The organism is Mangrovimonas xylaniphaga, from assembly GCF_001280435.1.
GTDB classification, from domain to species: domain Bacteria; phylum Bacteroidota; class Bacteroidia; order Flavobacteriales; family Flavobacteriaceae; genus Mangrovimonas_A; species Mangrovimonas_A xylaniphaga.
In genome coordinates this window covers 1,651,116-1,669,335 of record NZ_LBIP01000013.1, presented here as the reverse complement: position 1 = coordinate 1,669,335, position 18,220 = coordinate 1,651,116, and the positions used below count along the sequence as shown (strand labels likewise).

The 18,220-nt window shown below is 41.2% G+C and carries 20 protein-coding genes; 11 read left to right on the top strand and 9 right to left on the bottom strand.

The features are described from left to right. Positions 1 to 62 precede the first annotated feature (62 nt). From ZA06_RS07380 to ZA06_RS16905, 3 genes are read left to right on the top strand one after another with little or no spacing between them, the layout of a single operon-like run. Positions 63 to 563 (top strand): GNAT family N-acetyltransferase, encoded by a 501-nt coding sequence (locus tag ZA06_RS07380; protein WP_053976727.1) that lies wholly within the window; start codon positions 63 to 65, stop codon positions 561 to 563. After that, positions 560 to 1,894, top strand: coding sequence for an MATE family efflux transporter (locus ZA06_RS07375; RefSeq protein ID WP_053976726.1), 1,335 nt, complete (start codon positions 560 to 562; stop codon positions 1,892 to 1,894). Before ZA06_RS07380 ends, ZA06_RS07375 begins: the two co-directional genes overlap by 4 nt. 26 nt (positions 1,895 to 1,920) lie before the next feature. Then, on the top strand, positions 1,921 to 2,082 hold the full coding sequence (locus ZA06_RS16905; RefSeq protein ID WP_157503145.1) for a hypothetical protein: 162 nt from the start codon (positions 1,921 to 1,923) through the stop codon (positions 2,080 to 2,082). A gap of 109 nt (positions 2,083 to 2,191) precedes the next feature. On the opposite strand, the gene ZA06_RS07370 is transcribed toward ZA06_RS16905, so the two are convergent. Then, positions 2,192 to 2,833 carry a 2OG-Fe(II) oxygenase gene (locus ZA06_RS07370; RefSeq protein ID WP_053976725.1) on the bottom strand — a complete coding sequence of 214 codons (642 nt, stop codon included), beginning with the start codon at positions 2,831 to 2,833 and terminating at the stop codon, positions 2,192 to 2,194. 91 nt (positions 2,834 to 2,924) lie between these two features. Between ZA06_RS07370 and ZA06_RS07365 the strand changes: the two genes are divergently transcribed. The 3 genes from ZA06_RS07365 to ZA06_RS07355 are packed head-to-tail and all read left to right on the top strand — an operon-like array spanning position 2,925 to position 4,600. After that, positions 2,925 to 3,377: a 6-pyruvoyl trahydropterin synthase family protein gene (locus tag ZA06_RS07365; RefSeq protein WP_053976724.1), complete on the top strand. Its 453-nt coding sequence runs from the start codon at positions 2,925 to 2,927 to the stop codon at positions 3,375 to 3,377. Positions 3,378 to 3,410: 33 nt separating this feature from the next. Then, positions 3,411 to 3,851, top strand: a complete 441-nt coding sequence (locus ZA06_RS07360; RefSeq protein WP_053976723.1) for a DinB family protein — start codon at positions 3,411 to 3,413, stop codon at positions 3,849 to 3,851. Beyond that, positions 3,848 to 4,600, top strand: coding sequence for a UDP-2,3-diacylglucosamine diphosphatase (locus tag ZA06_RS07355; RefSeq protein WP_053976722.1), 753 nt, complete (start codon positions 3,848 to 3,850; stop codon positions 4,598 to 4,600). Before ZA06_RS07360 ends, ZA06_RS07355 begins: the two co-directional genes overlap by 4 nt. Here ZA06_RS07355 and ZA06_RS07350 read toward each other — a convergent pair. From ZA06_RS07350 to ZA06_RS07340, 3 genes are all read right to left on the bottom strand, one after another. After that, positions 4,597 to 5,868, bottom strand: coding sequence for an MFS transporter (locus tag ZA06_RS07350; protein WP_053976721.1), 1,272 nt, complete (start codon positions 5,866 to 5,868; stop codon positions 4,597 to 4,599). The two genes, ZA06_RS07355 and ZA06_RS07350, sit on opposite strands and share 4 nt — an antisense overlap. Positions 5,869 to 6,099: 231 nt before the next feature. Further along, the gene (gene recJ, locus ZA06_RS07345; protein WP_053976720.1) at positions 6,100 to 7,803 is read right to left on the bottom strand and encodes a single-stranded-DNA-specific exonuclease RecJ; all 1,704 of its coding nucleotides are present in this window, start codon (positions 7,801 to 7,803) and stop codon (positions 6,100 to 6,102) included. Position 7,804: 1 nt separating this feature from the next. Next, positions 7,805 to 8,227 carry an OsmC family protein gene (locus tag ZA06_RS07340; RefSeq protein WP_053976719.1) on the bottom strand — a complete coding sequence of 141 codons (423 nt, stop codon included), beginning with the start codon at positions 8,225 to 8,227 and terminating at the stop codon, positions 7,805 to 7,807. A 66-nt stretch (positions 8,228 to 8,293) separates the two neighbouring features. Here ZA06_RS07340 and ZA06_RS07335 point away from each other — a divergent pair, with 66 nt between their 5' ends. The 3 genes from ZA06_RS07335 to ZA06_RS07320 all read left to right on the top strand — a co-directional run bounded on the left by ZA06_RS07335 (position 8,294) and on the right by ZA06_RS07320 (position 11,770). Continuing rightward, on the top strand, positions 8,294 to 8,884 hold the full coding sequence (locus ZA06_RS07335; RefSeq protein WP_053976718.1) for a carboxymuconolactone decarboxylase family protein: 591 nt from the start codon (positions 8,294 to 8,296) through the stop codon (positions 8,882 to 8,884). Positions 8,885 to 8,988: 104 nt separating this feature from the next. Next, the gene (locus ZA06_RS07330) at positions 8,989 to 9,831 is read left to right on the top strand and encodes an alpha/beta hydrolase (RefSeq protein WP_240472220.1); all 843 of its coding nucleotides are present in this window, start codon (positions 8,989 to 8,991) and stop codon (positions 9,829 to 9,831) included. Between the two features lie 904 nt (positions 9,832 to 10,735). Beyond that, on the top strand, positions 10,736 to 11,770 hold the full coding sequence (locus ZA06_RS07320; RefSeq protein ID WP_240472219.1) for a TlpA disulfide reductase family protein: 1,035 nt from the start codon (positions 10,736 to 10,738) through the stop codon (positions 11,768 to 11,770). A 302-nt stretch (positions 11,771 to 12,072) separates the two neighbouring features. On the opposite strand, the gene ZA06_RS07315 is transcribed toward ZA06_RS07320, so the two are convergent. The 5 genes from ZA06_RS07315 to ZA06_RS07295 all read right to left on the bottom strand — a co-directional run bounded on the left by ZA06_RS07315 (position 12,073) and on the right by ZA06_RS07295 (position 16,354). Further along, positions 12,073 to 12,939, bottom strand: a complete 867-nt coding sequence (locus ZA06_RS07315; RefSeq protein ID WP_053976716.1) for a T9SS type A sorting domain-containing protein — start codon at positions 12,937 to 12,939, stop codon at positions 12,073 to 12,075. Between the two features lie 277 nt (positions 12,940 to 13,216). Then, complete coding sequence (locus ZA06_RS07310) at positions 13,217 to 14,104, bottom strand: T9SS type A sorting domain-containing protein (protein ID WP_053976715.1); 888 nt, start codon at positions 14,102 to 14,104, stop codon at positions 13,217 to 13,219. Positions 14,105 to 14,428: 324 nt separating this feature from the next. Continuing rightward, complete coding sequence (locus ZA06_RS07305; RefSeq protein WP_053976714.1) at positions 14,429 to 14,773, bottom strand: HopJ type III effector protein; 345 nt, start codon at positions 14,771 to 14,773, stop codon at positions 14,429 to 14,431. A gap of 34 nt (positions 14,774 to 14,807) precedes the next feature. Then, positions 14,808 to 15,479, bottom strand: a complete 672-nt coding sequence (gene rsmI, locus ZA06_RS07300; protein WP_053976713.1) for a 16S rRNA (cytidine(1402)-2'-O)-methyltransferase — start codon at positions 15,477 to 15,479, stop codon at positions 14,808 to 14,810. A gap of 134 nt (positions 15,480 to 15,613) precedes the next feature. Then, a complete protein-coding gene (locus ZA06_RS07295; protein WP_053976712.1) occupies positions 15,614 to 16,354 on the bottom strand; it encodes a hypothetical protein in 741 nt (246 codons plus the stop codon). A gap of 104 nt (positions 16,355 to 16,458) precedes the next feature. On the opposite strand from ZA06_RS07295, the gene ZA06_RS07290 reads away from it, so the two are divergent. Both ZA06_RS07290 and alr read left to right on the top strand, forming a co-directional pair. Next, positions 16,459 to 17,103 carry a thymidine kinase gene (locus ZA06_RS07290; RefSeq protein ID WP_053976711.1) on the top strand — a complete coding sequence of 215 codons (645 nt, stop codon included), beginning with the start codon at positions 16,459 to 16,461 and terminating at the stop codon, positions 17,101 to 17,103. Beyond that, positions 17,103 to 18,209, top strand: coding sequence for an alanine racemase (gene alr / locus ZA06_RS07285; protein ID WP_053976710.1), 1,107 nt, complete (start codon positions 17,103 to 17,105; stop codon positions 18,207 to 18,209). The genes ZA06_RS07290 and alr overlap by 1 nt, the downstream gene beginning before the upstream one ends. Positions 18,210 to 18,220 lie beyond the last annotated feature (11 nt).

Below are 18,220 nucleotides of genomic sequence, written 5' to 3'. Positions count from 1 at the left end.
AAACGAAATATTATTTAATTTCAAAGCCAAAAAATTAAATTTATATCTAAAAAATTTACCTCTTGATAAGAAAGGCTACCCTACAAGATTTGGACGCTGTTGTTTCCATAACATTGGCCTGTGCTAAGCATATGTGCGGCAATGGCATTTTTCAATGGAACGACAACTACCCCAACAGAGCTGCCTTTAAGAAGGACATTGAACGAGAAGAACTTTTGGTATTTGAAAAGCAAAATGGCATCCTCGGCTGTGTGGTTAGAAGTCCCCACAAGGACGATGTTTACAATAATGTAACATGGCTTACCAAGGATGAAAACAACCTATATATCCACAGGTTGGCTGTACAGCCAAATTATCAAGGACAGGGAATTGCCCAACAACTTATGGATACTGTTGAACAGTATGCCAGAACCAATTCGTTCAAATCCATTCGCTTGGATACCTTCTCACAAAACTCAAGAAACCAAAAATTTTACGAACTTCGCGGCTACAAACAACTGGAAGCAATATACTTTCCTAACCAAAGTGAGCATCCTTTTTATTGCTACGAACTAGTATTGTGAGCACAGACATTAGCCTAAAAAATATCAACAAATTAGCCATACCTGCCCTCATTTCAGGTATTTCCGAGCCTATCCTATCCCTAACCGATACGGCCATAGTAGGCAATGTTCAGCATCATCCAACAGAATCCTTGGCAGCAGTGGGTATTGTCACCACATTTCTATCCATGCTTATTTGGGTGTTTGGACAAACACGCAGCGCCATTTCATCCATTATTTCTCAGTATTTGGGAGCAGGAAAATTAAATGAAGTACAATCCTTACCAGCTCAAGCAATTTTGATCATTACGTCCATAAGCCTGTTGATAATTGCAGCTACTTATCCCTTTGCCAATTACATTTTCAAATTGTATAACGCTAGTGATTTGATTTTACAGTACTGTGTAGACTATTATAGGATACGCATTTTTGGGTTTCCATTTACATTATTCACAATCGGTGTATTTGGTGCTTTTAGAGGACTTCAGAACACCTATTATCCAATGATTATTGCCATAGTGGGAGCGGTTTCTAATATTGTTTTGGATATCGCCTTTGTATATGGCATAGAAGGTTTTATTCCCGCCATGCATATTAAAGGAGCGGCCTACGCAAGTGTATTGGCGCAATTGCTCATGGCTATTATTTCAGGCATATATCTTCACAAAAAGACCGTCATTCCTTTACGGGCAAGGCTGCCTTTCAATAAAGAAATCAAAACGTTTATGGTAATGGTCATCAACTTATTTGTGAGAACCATTGCCTTAAATGTAACCTTATATTTTGCCAGTTCCTTTGCCACAAGTTATGGCGCCAACTACATTGCGGCCTACACCATTGCCATTAACCTTTGGTTTTTAGGCGCCTTCTTAATTGATGGCTATGCTAGTGCCGGCAATATTTTGTCTGGAAAACTTTTAGGAGGCAAACAATACAAACAACTTATAAACCTAAGCAACAGACTCATTGTTTATGGCATAATTGTCGGTATCTTTATGGCAAGTATTGGTGCACTTCTTTACCATCCTATCGGAAGGATTTTTACTCAAGATGAATTGGTGCTGACGGAATTCTACAACATATTTTGGATGGTCTTGGCCATGCAGCCCATTTGTGCCTTGGCCTTTATTTTTGACGGGATGTTCAAAGGTTTGGGTGAAATGGCCTATTTAAGAAACCTTTTGCTATTTGCAACATTTCTAGTGTTTGTGCCTATCCTTTTCACACTTGATCATTTCCACTACCAACTCTACGGTATCTTTATAGCGTTGACCATTTGGATCATTGCCAGAGGCATTCCATTAATCATAAAATTTAGAAAAATGTTTATGCCTCTTTCCAAAAACAGTTAACTTTGGCCGTTAAGCAAATTTGAGCCATGTTATTGACCATTCTACAAGTAGATATAGAAGAAAAAATCAAAAATGCGCCCGATTCCGGATATGAAATTGGCGTGTTTATTGGTTCCTTGTTACCATTTGCAATTTTGGTGGCCATTGCTTATCTCATTTTTAGATACAACAAAAACAAACAAAACTAAACAGTACCATGAATATCCTAAACTTTTTAAGCGGTAACGGCTTGTTTTTAATCCTAGCCATTGTATTGATTGTGATTTACATCTACAACCGCAACAAAAGGCGCTAAGATTAACGCGTCTTTAACCAACCTGTAATACTCAATCTTTGGGTATCCACAGGTTTTACCTCATGCTCTATCACCTGGCTTTCAAAAATCACCACGCGCCCCGGAAACGGATAAATCACTTTCTCCTGTTCCACACCATTTTCATCAAGGTATAATACCAACTCGCCTCCATTTTCTGGCTGCCAATCTTCATCATTCAAATAGCAAACAAAAGACAGTTTACGACGATCGTCATTTTGGAAGGTATCCAAATGTCGTTTGTAATAAGTCCCCTTCGGATATAAAGCATAATGGAATTCCTTCTGTAAAATTCCCATAAAGCAGGTCTTATTAAGATAGCCTACCAAATGATTGATCTTATCAAAAAACAATTGCTCTGTAGCATTGGCATTTACCTCATCAATCCAAAGAATCACATCGCCTCGAATGGACTTTTCTATGGTTTCATTCACACGGTTGCCAATAGCCGCTTTTTTAAAAGCATCCAATTGGTGCTTTTCCATTAAAGAATCGCGCAAAGCGGCGACCTCTTCAGCAGTAAAGAATTGTTCAACAACACTGTACTTCTGCGTTAAAATATCCGCTATAACGCTCTCATATAGCGGGTTTTCAACAAAATCCAATTGCTCAAAGAGCACACTCATGGTTTCATAGATCTAAAAAAAGTGCGCAAATGTAATCTAAAAACCATTTGCTTTTACAAATTCAATACCTTTGCAATGAAATATTTTGACTATGAGCAACATTCGAATTACGAAGCAATTTTCTTTCGAAACAGGACACGCACTTTATGGTTATGATGGGAAGTGCAAAAATGTACACGGACACAGTTATAAACTCTCGGTAACGGTAATTGGACAGCCCATTTCAGATACTTCCAATGTGAAGTTTGGGATGGTGATTGATTTTGGAGATCTGAAAAAGATTGTAAAGGAAGAAATTGTTGATGTATTTGACCACGCCACCGTGTTCAACAAAAACACCCCGCACATAGAATTGGCCAAAGAATTGGAAGATCGTGGGCACAACGTACTTTTGGTAGAATACCAACCTACCAGTGAAATGATGGTGATAGACTTTGCGCAAAAAATAAAAAATAGGCTGCCCCAAAACATACAGCTCCATTCTCTTAAACTACAGGAAACCGATTCGTCCTACGCCGAATGGTTTGCGAGCGACAATAACTAACAGCACCAACTTTAGTAAACAACACCAACATACATGGAGGATTTCTTTAAAGACATTTTTGAGTACCATCATCACATGAACCAAACGTTGATAGAGGTATTCTTAAAGTATCACCAACAGGTTTCAGAGCGCACCCCTGCCATGTTTTCGCATTGTTTAAATGCCCACCAAATATGGAATTCACGTATTTTGGAAACCACCCCTTTTGAGGTAAACCAATTACACCCTTTGGAGAACTTTAAAATCATAGATACCATTAATTATAGGACCACCCTTAAGATAATTGACACCTACGAGTTTGGAGAACCCATAGCATACCTCAACTCCAAGGGAGAACCTTATGAGAACTCGGTACAGGACATTTTGTTCCATATTTCCAACCACCATACCCACCACAAGGGGCAGTTGATTTCCGATCTTAGAAAGTACGGAATCACACCTCCTGTAACCGACTATATTTTTTACAAACGATGAACATCCCCCAAGGAAAACACATATACTTTGCTTCCGACAACCATTTGGGAGCCCCTACACAAGAAGCCTCACGCCCAAGAGAACAGAAATTTGTCGCTTGGTTAGACGAGATCAAGCAGGATGCTGCCGCCATCTTTTTAATTGGCGATCTTTTCGACTTTTGGTTTGAATATAAAACCGTAGTGCCAAAAGGCTTTACAAGAACTTTGGGCAAATTGGCCGAAATCAGCGATTCTGGAATTCCTATTTATTTCTTTGTGGGCAATCATGACCTTTGGATGGATGGTTATTTTGAAGAAGAACTCAACATCCAGGTATACCACGAACCCCAAGAATTCACCTTCAACGACACGACATTTTTCATAGGTCATGGCGATGGTCTAGGTCCTGGGGACAAGGGTTACAAACGCATGAAAAAGGTGTTCACCAATCCTTTTAGCAAGTGGCTGTTCCGTTGGTTGCACCCAGATTTAGGCGTAAAATTGGCGCAATACCTTTCCGTGAAAAACAAACTCATCTCTGGTGATGAAGATGCTGCCTTTTTAGGAGAAGACAAGGAGTGGCTAGTACAATATTCCAGACGAAAATTGGAAGACAAACACAGAGACTATTTCGTGTTTGGACACCGCCATTTACCAATGGAAATAGACCTAGGCAACAACGCAAAATACATCAACCTAGGCGATTGGATCAACTATTATACCTACGGCGTATTTGATGGCAAGGAAATGCACTTAAAAACCTATTAGTGCTCGTCCTTCTGGTGTTCTTCCAAATCTTTGGTAAGATCCAATTTTCTAAATGTAGGTGATACCAATCCCGTAGTTATTACAGTAATCAAGGTCATCGTGCCACCAAACACTACAGCGGTAACAGTTCCCATCAATTTGGCGGTCAAACCACTCTCAAAAGCGCCCAACTCGTTGGAAGATCCTACAAACATGGAATTTACCGACGACACCCGTCCGCGCATATTGTCTGGTGTCTTGATTTGAAGAATGGTTTGTCTAATCACCATGGATACCCCATCAGTCACACCACTAAAGAACAGTGCCACTACCGAGACCCAAAAGATGGATGACAACCCAAATACTATGATGCATATTCCAAAGCCAAATACTGCCCCCAATAGCTTCATCCCAGCTTTTCTACTGATAGGAATATAGGCCGTGGTCAACATGGTTAAAAAGGCTCCTACGGCAGGAGCAGCTCTTAGCACTCCAAACCCTTCACTACCCACTTTTAAAATATCTTGGGCAAATACAGGCAAAAGGGCAATCGCGCCCCCAAACAATACGGCCACCATGTCCAACGTCAAGGCTCCTAAAATGGCTTTGGTTTTAAATACAAAGCGTACACCTTCCTTCAAACTCTGCAACACAGGCTCCCCAATTTTTGGGTTCAATACAGGTTTTTTCTTTATTTGAAATAATACTATCAAGGCCAACATCGCCAATCCAAACACAAAACACAAAGTCCAATGCACGCCTATGATGCTGATGAGAATTCCCGCCGTTGCAGGCCCCAAAACACTGGCCATTTGCCAAGTAGAGCTACTCCAAGTCGCTGCATTAGGGTAAATCTTTTTAGGCACGATCAAGGCTACCAACGAAAAGATGGTTGGCCCAAAAAAGGATCTTACAATTCCCCCGAAAAACACCAAGGAATAAATACCATACAAGATGGTTCTTGTAGACCAATCGGCGACTACCACATCCCAAGTCAAAAGGAACAAGCCTAAACTAATTAAGGAAAAGGCCGCAATACAAAGGGCCAAAAGGTTCCGTTTTTCTCTTTGATCTGTGATATGCCCTGCAAACAGTGCCATGGACAGTGCCGGAATGATCTCCATCAAGCCAATAATCCCCAAGGACAAGGGGTCTTTTGTAATACTGTATACCTGCCACTCTATCACGATAAACTGCATAGACCAGGCAAATACCAGTGCAAAACGCACTATTAAAAAAGTATTGAACTCTTTATATCTCAAGGCCGCATAAGGGTCGTTTTTTGCCATAAGTTAGATTTTGATGCTGTAGTACTACACTACTTTAACACAATTTATTAAATGAATCTTCTGCAGTACTTTCTACTTTCAAAAGTCGTGAATTCGAGTGACATTCTACAAAAATATTATATCGAGAATACGATTTCCAAAAGGCATTTTGGTTTCGATATCCTTTTTCTCAGCGCTATTTCGATAAACTAAGCAACCTAATCAAAGTGGACTTCAAAGTCCCTAAGGTATTTACTTTATATCCCGTAACTTCATCTGTAAAGACACCGTACCATTCCAATGGTTTTCGTCTATGGAATACACGGCCTTAAAAGCTTGCTTATCCTGAATTAAAGGAAACTTGTCACCAAGACCAAAACCAATCCCCACAAGGGTGTTGCCGTTAGCCTGCGGATTATGCGGTTGGCCCACCACAACACGCAAATGCTTATCGTCTTCGCCCACACATTTTCCGTAGCCGGTATCTACAAGGTCTTCTGTCATGAAAATGGGAGACATATTGCCCGGTCCAAAAGGTGCAAACTGCTTCATGATACGCCATAGTTTGGCATTCACTTCGTGCAATTCAATCTTGGTATCAATTTTTATCTCAGGAGTTAAAAGGGTCTTGTCTATGGTTTGCGACACCACATCTTCAAAAGCCTGTTTAAAGGCCTCATAATTTTCTTCCTTCAAGGTCAATCCTGCCGCATATTTATGCCCTCCAAACTGCTCTATATGCTCGCTACAGGCCTCTAGGGCATTGTATACATCAAAGCCACTTACAGAGCGTGCCGAAGCTGCCAACTTATCCCCGCTTTTGGTAAATACCAGCGTAGGGCGGTAATAGGTTTCAATCAAACGGGAAGCCACAATGCCTATCACGCCTTTGTGCCAATGCTCTTGGTATACTACCGAAGTATAGCGTTCCTGCTCCTGTAACTGCACAATCTGCTCCAAAGCTTCCACCGTAATTTGTTGGTCGGCTTCACGTCGATCGCTGTTGAAGGTTTCAATCTCGCTGGCATATTGTTCGGCAAGGGCAGAGTTTGTTTCTGTAAGAAGCGTCACCGCATGGTTGCCGTGTTTCATACGTCCCGCCGCATTGATACGTGGGGCAATAATAAACACCACATCGGTAATGCTCAGGTTGCTTTTCTTTACTTGGTTGATGATGGCCTGAAAGCCGGGTCTTGGTTGCGCATTGATGACCTGCATGCCAAAATAGGCAAGCACTCTGTTTTCTCCAGTAATTGGAACAATATCTGCCCCAATGGCCGTTGCCACCAAATCCAGATATTCCGTAAGGTCTTCTATAGTTTTGCCATCATTAGCCGATAAGGCCTGAATCAACTTAAAGCCTACCCCACAACCACACAATTCCTTATAAGGATACTGGCAGTCTTCCTGTTTGGGGTCCAACACAGCCACCGCTTGGGGCACTTCGCTCCCCGGTCTATGATGGTCGCAGATGACAAAATCGATACCTTTTTCCTTGGCATAGGCTACCTTGTCGATGGCCTTGATACCACAGTCCAACGCCACAATAAGGGAGAAGTCATTATCATCGGCAAAGTCAATGCCCTTATAGGATACCCCATACCCTTCATCGTAACGGTCAGGAATATAGGTAGCCGCCCTATCGGTTCTGGTTTTTAGGTAAGACGACATCAGGGCCACAGAAGTAGTTCCGTCTACATCATAATCGCCATATACCAAAATATTTTCGCCCTGTGAAAGGGCCTGCTCAATCCTTGCCACCGCCTTGTCCATATCCTTCATGAGGTAGGGATCGTGCAGATGTTCTAAAGAAGGTCTAAAAAAATCCTTGGCTTCTTCAAAGCTTTCAATATTGCGTTGCAACAACAAGGTTGCTACAATATCATCTACCTGAAGAGCCTCTTTTAGGGCAGTAATCTGTTCCTTTGGTGGTTTGGGCTTAAGCGTCCAACGCATGTTATTTGTTGTGATAATGAATAGAAGTATTTACAGTTGCAAATTTCCTAAACATTTCCATAACGCCACAATATTTTTCGACAGATAAATCTACCGCCTTTTTTATTTTGTCCTCATTAAGGTTCTCGCCATAAAAATGGTATTCCACATTGACCGTGTGGTAGATTTTTGGGTGCTCCTCGGTAAGTTCTCCAAAGGTATCTATTCTGAAATCGGATACCTGCACCTTCATTTTGTCCAAGATGGATACCACATCCAAACCGGAACATCCCGCCAAAGACGACAACATCATGGCCTTAGGTCTTAGGCCTGAATTGTGCCCCCCGTGTTCTTCTGAAGTGTCCATAAACAGGGTCTTTCCGCTTGGGTTATCCGATTCAAATTGAGAGTTCCCTTTCCAGTGCGTTACAACTTTATGTGTCATCGTTTGTGATTTTTTCGTTACTTGTTAGTTCAAAAATACTACTTAAAACCCTAAAAAGGAACAATTATGCCACTTGTCACACCATTATCGCCAGATTATGACCAGGAAACCAAGGAACTAGCCGAATTCTTTAACGAAACCTTGGGATTTTGTCCCAACTCGGTGCTCACCATGCAGCGGCGCCCAGCCATTTCCAAGGCCTTTATCAACCTCAACAAAGCGGTAATGGCCAACGAAGGGCGGGTGACTTCTGCCCTCAAGCGCATGATTGCCTGGGTAAGCAGCAATGCCGCGGGCTGTAGGTATTGCCAGGCCCACGCCATTAGGGCGGCCGAACGCTACGGGGCGCACCAAGAGCAATTGGACCATATTTGGGACTACCGCACCCATCCTGCCTTTAACGAAGCCGAACGTGCCGCACTGGATTTTAGCCTTGCCGCCAGCCAAGTACCCAACGCCGTGGATGCCTCCATAGAACAACGCCTACGCCAACATTGGGACGAAGGCGAGATTGTGGAAATGCTGGGCGTGATTTCCCTGTTTGGTTACCTGAACCGTTGGAATGACAGCATAGGCACATCTATTGAAGAAGGCGCTGTTGAAAGTGGCACACAGTATTTAGGGAAACATGGGTGGAATAAAGGAAAACATATTTAGGGGTTGGTATGTCGTAGTGAGTATTGGGAATTGAGGTTTATCAAGCCAATCCAAGCCTGAAGCCACAAACCCTAAAACAATTGTTCCAAACTATTGCAATGAACATGAAAACTTTAGTATTCGTTATTGGATGCATCTTCTTATCAACCCTTTGCTGTAATTCAAAACTTGATAAAGGAAATGCAACATCTCAATTCTTTACAGATTCCATTTACAGCACTCACCTTTCCGAATATAGGAAGCATATTGTGTATTTGCCCAAGGGATTTAACCCAAGCAAGCAATACCCCATTATGTATGCTACTGATGGCAATAGCCACTTAACGCAAAAGAAACACTTATTAGATTCGTTAATTGAGCACCAGATTATAAAACCCCTAATTTTTGTCGCTAGCTTTTCTAACAGTAAAATTGCAGACAGTACAAGCACAACCACTGGTGATGGCAATAAGGTATACCTCACCTACCGAAATTTTGAATACATAGACAGGCACCCTTCCAGAGAAGAAGATTCCTTATTGGTCCACAGATTTAAAAACCATAAAGCCTATTTTGTTGAAGAGTATATTCCGGAAATAGAAATCAAATACAATCAAAAACCCAAAAAAGATAATCGGTACTTCTACGGTGTGTCCAATGGGGCCGGATTTGGGATGAGTCTCTTGAACTCGCATCCAAACATCATTGGAACCTATCTATGCTTTTCAACTTTTGGAGGCGACATCCAAAGCAATACTTGGCACAGCAACATACAATACCCCAATTTGTATTTACGCTACGGAAGCGAGGAACCCTTTTTCCTGAAAGACGATGCCGAATTTATTAAGGCAAAATATGCCACGCTCAAGGCATTTGCCGAAATACAAGAATTTGAGGGCGGGCATGATAACAGCTTGTGGAACGAAGCGTTTATTGACGTAGTTAGTCGATTGTTCGCTTTGGAGTAAAAAAAAGATTCCTTAGTAATAGTTCTTATTTCCATTTCATTTAAAATATGGACTCCACGTTCATTTTATTCATTCACTCTATTTTAAGGTATTCATGAATGCTACGCATTTGCCTTGATGCAATACTTCGCCAAGCTCAGTATAAACCAAGCCAAAAAATCAAGACGGTCTGAGGAAATTAACTGCCGCTGGCAGTTACCGTTCGCTCCCGAAGCTACATGCCAAACGCTGCGCGTTGCACTTCCGCATCTTCGCTCTCTATTTCTGCAGGCAGCCACGTTCCGCCCATGCGGAATGAGGTTTTTATCAATAGGAAACCTTAAAACATCATCACCTATCTTCTTGCCAAAATTCAAACCATATTCCGGCACGGCCGGAAGTACCTGTCGTAAGCATAGAGAGCAAATTCCGTTAAAAACTTGGGAAGCCTTGGACCAAGTTTAGGAATTTGTGAACGGTTTTGGGATTCTGAAAAGAAGCACAAAAATGCCTACCGACAGGGCGTCTTTTCTTTTGGTTCGTTTTCTTTGGACGAGCAAAGAAAATGAACAAACACCAACAACCACACCACACCCACCCCCACAACACAAAAACCCCCAACCTCAGCACCAATTGCACAATAATTCTCCCATCCCTTCCTTCGCTTTTCCTTCGTGTTCCCTTCGAGGATTGTTCGGTAAAAGCCCTGTTTTACGAGAAAAACATATCAAAACCCAAGTAAATTCCCCCTTTGAAGGGGAATAAAGGGGATGTGAATAGGCTGATTGGAAAGCAAAACTTCATACTCCAAATTATCCAATGCATTAATTATGCTACACCTTCTATTTGAAATAACATTATTAAGAAGTATCTTACAATAATTCTTGTATTCCATACGTTAACCTAAAAATCGAACCAACCATTTATGACATTTAAACACACTCCTTTAGCTCAAAAAACAGGCAAAACAATTGTACAAATAGTTCTTGGCATAATTGTATTGCTTAGTTATTCCTGTAAAGAAACCCCTGAAAAAGAATTCTTTCTACAGGGCACAACCAACGGTATAGAAAATGGTACAACCATATACTTGGAAAATGAAGAGTTCAAAGATTCAACAATTGTTAGCAACAACACTTTTAATTTTAAAACCAAGTTACCCTACGCTCCCATTCAAGCCATTTTAAGAACAAAGGACTATTCAACCTATAGGTTTCTTTGGTTGGAAGACAGCCCTATGTCAGTTGACGCCAGTAATGGTGATTTTAAAACAGCAAACGTAATAGGCTCTGAATCTGAAAGTTTAAACCAGAGTCTACACAGAATTCTTGATACTTTGCCAAGAGCAGAACGTCGCCAAATTGAGATGGACTTTATCAAGAATAATCCCAACAGTATTATTAGCGCAAACGCGCTTGCCGTTTATAGTACCACTTATGGAAAAGAAAAAACAATGGAACTTTTTGAGCCATTTTCCGAGCAAAACAAAGCTTCTAGGTATGGTCAAAAAATTGCTCGCTACATAGCACTGAATAAAGATCCTAAAATAGGAGAACAATTGGCAGATTTTGAAATGAACAACCAATACGGCGAGCCATTAAAACTATCCAAAACCAATGGAAAAGTGATCCTTTTAGAGTTTTGGGCCTCTTGGTGTGGGCCTTGCCGAGAAGAAAACCCCAATCTTGTAAAAACCTATAAGGAGTTCAACCCAAAAGGCTTTGAAGTATTTGCTGTATCCTTAGACGAACATAAAGAAAAATGGATCAAGGCTATAGAAAAAGACAGTTTAAACTGGTTACATGTAAGTGATTTAAAAGGAGATGGCAATGAAGCATCTTTGATATATGGTATCAATGGTATCCCCGACAACTTTTTAATTGCTGAAAATGGTGAAATAATTGCTCGGGATTTATATGGGGAGGAACTGACGCAAAAATTGGAAGAACTACTCAATTAATTGTTCCAACCTCAAAAAACCTATAGTTTAGTTTTATAGCCAACAAATAAACAAGATCGAAGGAAAAGTGAACATATTCAACCCAACGCTCCTGCTCGACTGCATTAAGTATTACTCAAACACAAAGCACTCCACCAATACATGATGGAGTGCTTTGTGTTTATTAATCATTCATCAGCTTGCCTGGTTTTTCACAATGGTAATGAGAACAACGGTATCGAAACCTAAAAGCCCTTCAAAACCCTTTTTCTCGATACAGCATTTCTGTGAAATGCCACTCGAAATGACGGGTTTTGGGAAGTTTATTTTACAACCAGCCTTTTTACACTTACCACATTATTAAACTGGTCACTCACCTTTACAAAATACATGCCTTGTGTGTTTAATTGTGTAGCCGTTACTGTTAACTGTTGGCTGTCCATTACATTCTTGTAGACAATTTGGCCTAACATATTAACCACTTCTACAGACCAACCGTTTACATTGGCAATAGTACCACAATCTATGGTAAACGCTCCCTTTGCTGGGTTTGGATAGATGGTAATGCTGTGCTCTGCCAACAACTGATCTTCAACACCCAAAGTAACAGAACTACCCAGGGGCTCCATTGTAAAACCACTTGGCCCGTCCATTCTTCCTGTACCGACATCCCCATCATAAGGAGTACCATCTATAACAATATAATATACTTCTCCTGCCTGAACGTTTAACCAATATACATAACCCGAATCTCCATTACCGTAGGGCCCTTGAGCAGTTGCAGTCGTCGACCCGTTGATACCCGTATGATTGTTTTCTAATCCCGCTTCCATGGCATTGATAGTATTACAACGGATAGGGTCCCACCATATCTCACCACACACACCATCATTGGCATTGAAGACCCAAAAATCATAATCCACCCCCAATTCGGGATTCAAAGGGATCAGATCAAAACCAAAAGTACCTGTACCGGTCATGGTTACTTTTAACCACAACGACCAATGCTCTATGCTACCACACCCGCTAATTTCTTGGATACCAAATCCCCCAGGCATCGTAAATGTTTGACCAGAAAGCTCATTGGAGTTAATAGATATGGCATTCACACAATCGTTCGGCTCTTCCTGTGCAATATTATTACTGATGCACAGAAAGAAAAACAAACCAAATAATGTACAGTTTCTCATAAAAGTTTTTCCCACAAATATGAGGCTTTTTTGTAAAGTAGCTCAAGTGATTTTAAAAAAGGCCTGAGATAAAATTCCCAAACAGGAATACATAAAGAAAAACACCCCATCAATACATGATAGAGTGCTTTGTGTATATTTAACATACGTCAGCTTACCTGGTTTTTCACAATGGTAATGAGAACAACTATATCGAAACCTAAAGGCCTTTTAAAACCCTTTTTCTCGATACAGCATTTCTGTGAAATGCCATTCGAATTGGCGGGGTTTGGGAAGTTTATTTTACAACCAGCCTTTTAACACTTACCACATTATTAAACTGGTCACTCACTTTTACAAAATACATGCCCTGTGTGTTTAATTGTGGAGAGGTTACTGTTAACTGTTGGCTGTCCATGGTATTACTATACACAATTTGGCCTAACATATTAACTACCTCTACAGACCAACCGTTTACATTGGCAGTAGTACCACAATCTATGGTAAACGCTCCCTTTGCTGGGTTTGGATAGATGTTGATACTGTGCTCTGCCAACAACTGTTCTTCAACACCCAAAGTAACAGAACTACCCAAAGGTTCAAGAGTAAATCCAATAGGTTCGTTCATTCTTCCTGTATCAACACTACCTACCTCATAGGGGCCATCTATAACAATATAATACACTTCACCTTCTTGAACATCCAACCATCTTACATAGCCCGAATCACCATTAGCCCCTGGTCCCTGATGCGTTGCTGTTGTTGTCCCATTCATACCCGTATGATTGTTCTCTAACCCAGCCTCCCCAGGATGCATGGTATTACAGCGGATAGTGTCCACCCACAACTCACCATTAGGGTCCCATTCCTCACCACACACATAATAATTGGCATTGTATACCCAAAAGTCATAATCTGCAATATACAAATCAGGATTTAAAGGAATAAGATCAAAACCAAAGGTCCCTGTACCGGTCATGGTTACTTTTAGCCATAACGAATTATGCTCTAAACTTCCACATCCATAAACCTCCGAAATATCTCCTTTTCCTTGGGCCACCGTAAATGTTTGCCCTGAGAACTCATTGGAGTTAATAGATATGGCATTCACACAATCGTTGGGCGCTTGCGCCATACTACTAGTACAAAAAGCAAATAACAATCCTAAAAAAGTAAAGTTTCTCATAAAAGTTTTTCCTACAAGTATAAGGCTTTTTTGTAAAGTAGCTCAAGTGATTTTAAAAAAAGGCCCAGGTAAAACTTCTAAACAGGAATACAGAAAGAAAAGCACTCCATCAATACATGAAGGAGTGCTTTGTGTTTATTTAATATACGTCAGGTTGCCTGGTTTTTCGAAATGGCAGTGTGAAAAACTGTATCGAAACCTAAAAGCCTTTCAAAACCCTTTTCTCGATACAGCATTTCTACGAAATGCTACTCGAAATGACGGGTTTTGGCACTCTTTTCAAGAGTTTAGAGGCAAAGCCAACAACCCACTACATGCCTACAACTATTTTTCCTGCAAGGGTGAACCTTCGAAGCTAAGACCTTCAAAGCCTGTAGCCATAAAGTTTCTAATGTTTTGGTGGCCGGTTCCGTTTGGGTCGTTCAATACCTCATCAAAATAAAACTTCCCGAAGCAAGCCAAAGTGTCCTCTTGGCTAAAACCTTGCAATTGGGCAAAGGCCAACAATTTGCAAGAGCCAGAGTTTTCTCCCGCCTTGTTATGAAGGTTACCGTTGGTAAAGGCGGTAGGCGTAAAGGCATAGTTGGCTTCTACCACTGCCATGGTTTCTGCAAACTCTATTTGTGTTGGTGTGCTTTGTAATTTTTGTTTGAATGCGTCAATCGTCATGTGTCTCTATGTTTATTTTATGTTGTTTTAGGGCTTATTTCTTTCCGCCTACAATCACCACAATTTCCCCTTTGGGTGGCTTTTGGGTATAGTGGTCCAAAACCTCCTGAGCAGTTCCCCTCACGGTTTCTTCGTACAGCTTGGTAAGCTCTCTGGATACGGAAACAGGGCGGTCTACACCAAAGTATTCGCAGAAATTGGCCAAGGTCTTCAATAGCTTATGCGGACTCTCGTAAAAAATCATGGTTCGGGTTTCTTCGGCCAAGAGGGTGAGCCTAGTTTGCCGTCCCTTTTTCACGGGCAAAAAACCTTCAAACACAAACTTGTCGTTAGGCAAACCTGAATTTACCAAAGCAGGTACAAAGGCCGTTGCTCCCGGAAGGCATTCTACATCTATACCGTTTTCAATACAGGCCCTAGTCAATAAAAACCCAGGATCTGAAATGGCCGGTGTCCCAGCATCACTGATCAAGGCAATGGTCATGCCGCCCTTTAGCTTTTGCACCAAGCCTTCTACCGTTTTATGCTCGTTGTGCATATGGTGCGATTGCAAGTGTGTGGCAATCTCGAAATGCTTCAGCAACTTCCCTGAAGTACGAGTGTCTTCAGCTAGGATTAAGTCGACCTCCTTTAAAACCTCAATGGCCCTAAACGTCATGTCCTTGAGATTTCCAATAGGGGTGGGAACTATGAAAAGCTTACTCATTTTAGGCGGATTAGGGTTCAAAAGTACAATCTTTTCAGTTTATGCACACAATTAACCAATGTTATTAAGCAACGAAAAGAGGTTTCACTGCCTAAAAGATGTCTATTACCAAAAAGGAAACTGAAATTTGATACTTACCCAAACTTACTCTCTATGATTTCCATAAAGCGTTCTTCGTAGGCTTCCTTGCCATGCCATTGGTTGTAATCAGGTTTTACGATGTTTTGGATGAGATTGCTAGCCTCCTCAAAAGATTCAGAGGTATTGATTTGCGATAGCACACGATCGTAGTCTTCATTTCTACCGTCAAATAGGTGTTTGATAAAGGCTATTTTATCATTCAGACCTATGGCGATACCGCCACGCTTTAGTTTGTCATTAAGCGACTTTTTAGTTTCAAAGCGGGCGTTGGCTTCAGTTACAGGTTCAAATACGGGCGTCTCTTCAAAGCCAGCTGTAATATCTTCAAACACATCGCTTCTATATTCATTTTTTGGCACCGCCGATTCAAACAGTTCATCAATTTGATGTGTTTCCTCTGGCATTTGCGCCACAATGTCTTTGATTTTTTCAATGGCTGGCTCCATGATTTCCTCATGTTGGGTATCATCAATATCAGTATACACCCTATCCTCTACTTCTATACTATCGCTAACGGTATTGTTGAATGCCTTGTCCAACATTTCGAAGAAAGAAGAATCGCTTCCAATACTGGGCATTTCCCCTTCAAAATTGCTATGTAAAAATTTTAATACGGAAAGTTTCTCATAAAGCGCTCCGACCTCGGTGTGCATTTTTTCCACATCATCCCTCCCTTTCAGTTTTAGGATTCTGTGGGCAATGCTCATCAATTCGGATTCCAACTTCTTCTTCATAACTTTAAAAATTTAATCTAATGTGTGCTTTTGTTTTTTTGATAAATTTACGCCACCTTTATACAAAACGAAAGTTAGCCTAGTTTTAGCGTTAAAATTACAAAATGTTTCTTGAAAATACAGTAAACCCCAAAGAACAATTTGGCTGGATTGAAGTGATATGTGGCTCGATGTTCTCTGGTAAAACAGAGGAATTGATACGCCGTTTAAAACGTGCCCAATTTGCAAAACAGAAAGTTGAAATCTTTAAGCCTGCCATCGACATGCGGTACGATGACGAAAAGGTGGTGTCTCACGATGCCAATGAAATTCGTTCTACACCCGTGCCGGCAGCTGCCAACATTCCTATTTTGGCCGATGGTTGCGACGTGGTTGGTATTGACGAAGCCCAGTTTTTTGACGATGAAATTGTAAGGATTTGCAACGACTTGGCCAATAAAGGGGTTCGGGTGATTGTCGCTGGATTGGATATGGACTATAAAGGCAATCCCTTTGGCCCCATGCCCAACTTAATGGCTACTGCAGAGTATGTTACCAAGGTTCACGCTATTTGTACCAAAACGGGAAACTTGGCCCAATACAGCCACCGAAAAACCCAAAGTGATGCACTCGTTTTGTTGGGGGAAGTAGATGAATACGAACCCTTGAGCAGAGCGGCATTTTACAAATGCATGCTAAGGGACAAAGTGAAGCACATGGACGTGACCGATGCCGAAGATCTTTCACCAAAAAACAAAGAAGAACAGTAATGCCCAAAGCCCAGGAAACTACCCTTGAAATAGACTTAAAAGCCCTCAAGCACAATTACAATTACCTTAAGTCTAAACTCCAACCTGACACTAAATTTTTGGCCGTGGTTAAAGCCTATTCCTATGGGCACGATGCCAATGTAATTGCCAAGTACTTACAGGAACTTGATGTAGACTATTTTGCAGTGGCCTACACTAGTGAAGGTGTGGCCCTTCGCGATGCTGGTATTACAAAACGCATCTTGGTACTGCACCCACAGCCTGCGCATTTTAAACAACTTATTGAACGTTGTTTGGAGCCTAGTTTATACAACTCCAAAGTGTTGAATGAGTTTATCGCTGTTGCAGAAACTGAGCACCAAGTTAATTACCCAGTGCATTTGAAATTCAACACAGGCCTCAACCGATTAGGATTTTCCGAATATGATGTAAAAGGCATTGCTTCTATTTTGAACCATACTAGAGCTGTGAGCGTGAGATCTATATTTTCTCATATGGCCGCTAGTGAAGACTTAGATGAAAAGGAATTCACCCTGAACCAAATTGAAACTTTTAAAGCCATTGCCAAAGACTTTACCGAAACCCTTGGCTTTAAACCTATGTTGCATATGTGCAATACCTCTGGAATCCTAAATTATCCAGAAGCCCATTTTGATATGGTCCGCAGTGGTATTGGGTTGTATGGCTTTGGAAACTCGGAAGAAGAGAACCAAAACTTCCAACCTATCGGGACGCTTAAATCGGTTATTTCACAAATTCACCATATCAAGAAAGGAGAAACCGTGGGCTATAATCGAGCCTTTAAAGCCGATAAATTTCAGAAAACAGCCACCATCCCTATTGGTCATGCCGATGGTATTGGCAGGCAATATGGACAAGGCAAAGGTGCCGTAACCATCAATGGCCAGCGCGCTCCTATTATTGGAAATGTCTGTATGGACATGATTATGGTTAACATCACCGATATTGACTGCAAAGAAGGAGATGAAGTCATTGTTTTTGGCAAACATCCCACAGCTTCGGAGTTTGCCCAAGGAGCCAATACCATTTCCTATGAAATCCTCACAGCCATCTCACAAAGAGTAAAAAGAGTCATTCTAGAATAATCCTATTAATT

Excerpts from the sequence above, each read along its gene's own strand:
- rsmI (WP_053976713.1), bottom strand. The coding sequence starts at position 15,479 with ATGAGTAAGCTTTTCATAGTTCCCACCCCTATTGGAAATCTCAAGGAC.
- recJ (WP_053976720.1), bottom strand. The coding sequence starts at position 7,803 with ATGCGTTGGACGCTTAAGCCCAAACCACCAAAGGAACAGATTACTGCC.
- ZA06_RS16905 (WP_157503145.1), top strand. The coding sequence starts at position 1,921 with ATGTTATTGACCATTCTACAAGTAGATATAGAAGAAAAAATCAAAAAT.
- ZA06_RS07290 (WP_053976711.1), top strand. The coding sequence starts at position 16,459 with ATGTTTCTTGAAAATACAGTAAACCCCAAAGAACAATTTGGCTGGATT.
- alr (WP_053976710.1), top strand. The coding sequence starts at position 17,103 with ATGCCCAAAGCCCAGGAAACTACCCTTGAAATAGACTTAAAAGCCCTC.
- ZA06_RS07330 (WP_240472220.1), top strand. The coding sequence starts at position 8,989 with ATGAAAACTTTAGTATTCGTTATTGGATGCATCTTCTTATCAACCCTT.
- ZA06_RS07350 (WP_053976721.1), bottom strand. The coding sequence starts at position 5,868 with ATGGCAAAAAACGACCCTTATGCGGCCTTGAGATATAAAGAGTTCAAT.
- ZA06_RS07295 (WP_053976712.1), bottom strand. The coding sequence starts at position 16,354 with ATGAAGAAGAAGTTGGAATCCGAATTGATGAGCATTGCCCACAGAATC.
- ZA06_RS07370 (WP_053976725.1), bottom strand. The coding sequence starts at position 2,833 with ATGAGTGTGCTCTTTGAGCAATTGGATTTTGTTGAAAACCCGCTATAT.
- ZA06_RS07335 (WP_053976718.1), top strand. The coding sequence starts at position 8,294 with ATGCCACTTGTCACACCATTATCGCCAGATTATGACCAGGAAACCAAG.
- ZA06_RS07365 (WP_053976724.1), top strand. The coding sequence starts at position 2,925 with ATGAGCAACATTCGAATTACGAAGCAATTTTCTTTCGAAACAGGACAC.
- ZA06_RS07315 (WP_053976716.1), bottom strand. The coding sequence starts at position 12,939 with ATGAGAAACTGTACATTATTTGGTTTGTTTTTCTTTCTGTGCATCAGT.
- ZA06_RS07310 (WP_053976715.1), bottom strand. The coding sequence starts at position 14,104 with ATGAGAAACTTTACTTTTTTAGGATTGTTATTTGCTTTTTGTACTAGT.
- ZA06_RS07320 (WP_240472219.1), top strand. The coding sequence starts at position 10,736 with ATGACATTTAAACACACTCCTTTAGCTCAAAAAACAGGCAAAACAATT.
- ZA06_RS07355 (WP_053976722.1), top strand. The coding sequence starts at position 3,848 with ATGAACATCCCCCAAGGAAAACACATATACTTTGCTTCCGACAACCAT.
- ZA06_RS07360 (WP_053976723.1), top strand. The coding sequence starts at position 3,411 with ATGGAGGATTTCTTTAAAGACATTTTTGAGTACCATCATCACATGAAC.
- ZA06_RS07305 (WP_053976714.1), bottom strand. The coding sequence starts at position 14,773 with ATGACGATTGACGCATTCAAACAAAAATTACAAAGCACACCAACACAA.
- ZA06_RS07340 (WP_053976719.1), bottom strand. The coding sequence starts at position 8,227 with ATGACACATAAAGTTGTAACGCACTGGAAAGGGAACTCTCAATTTGAA.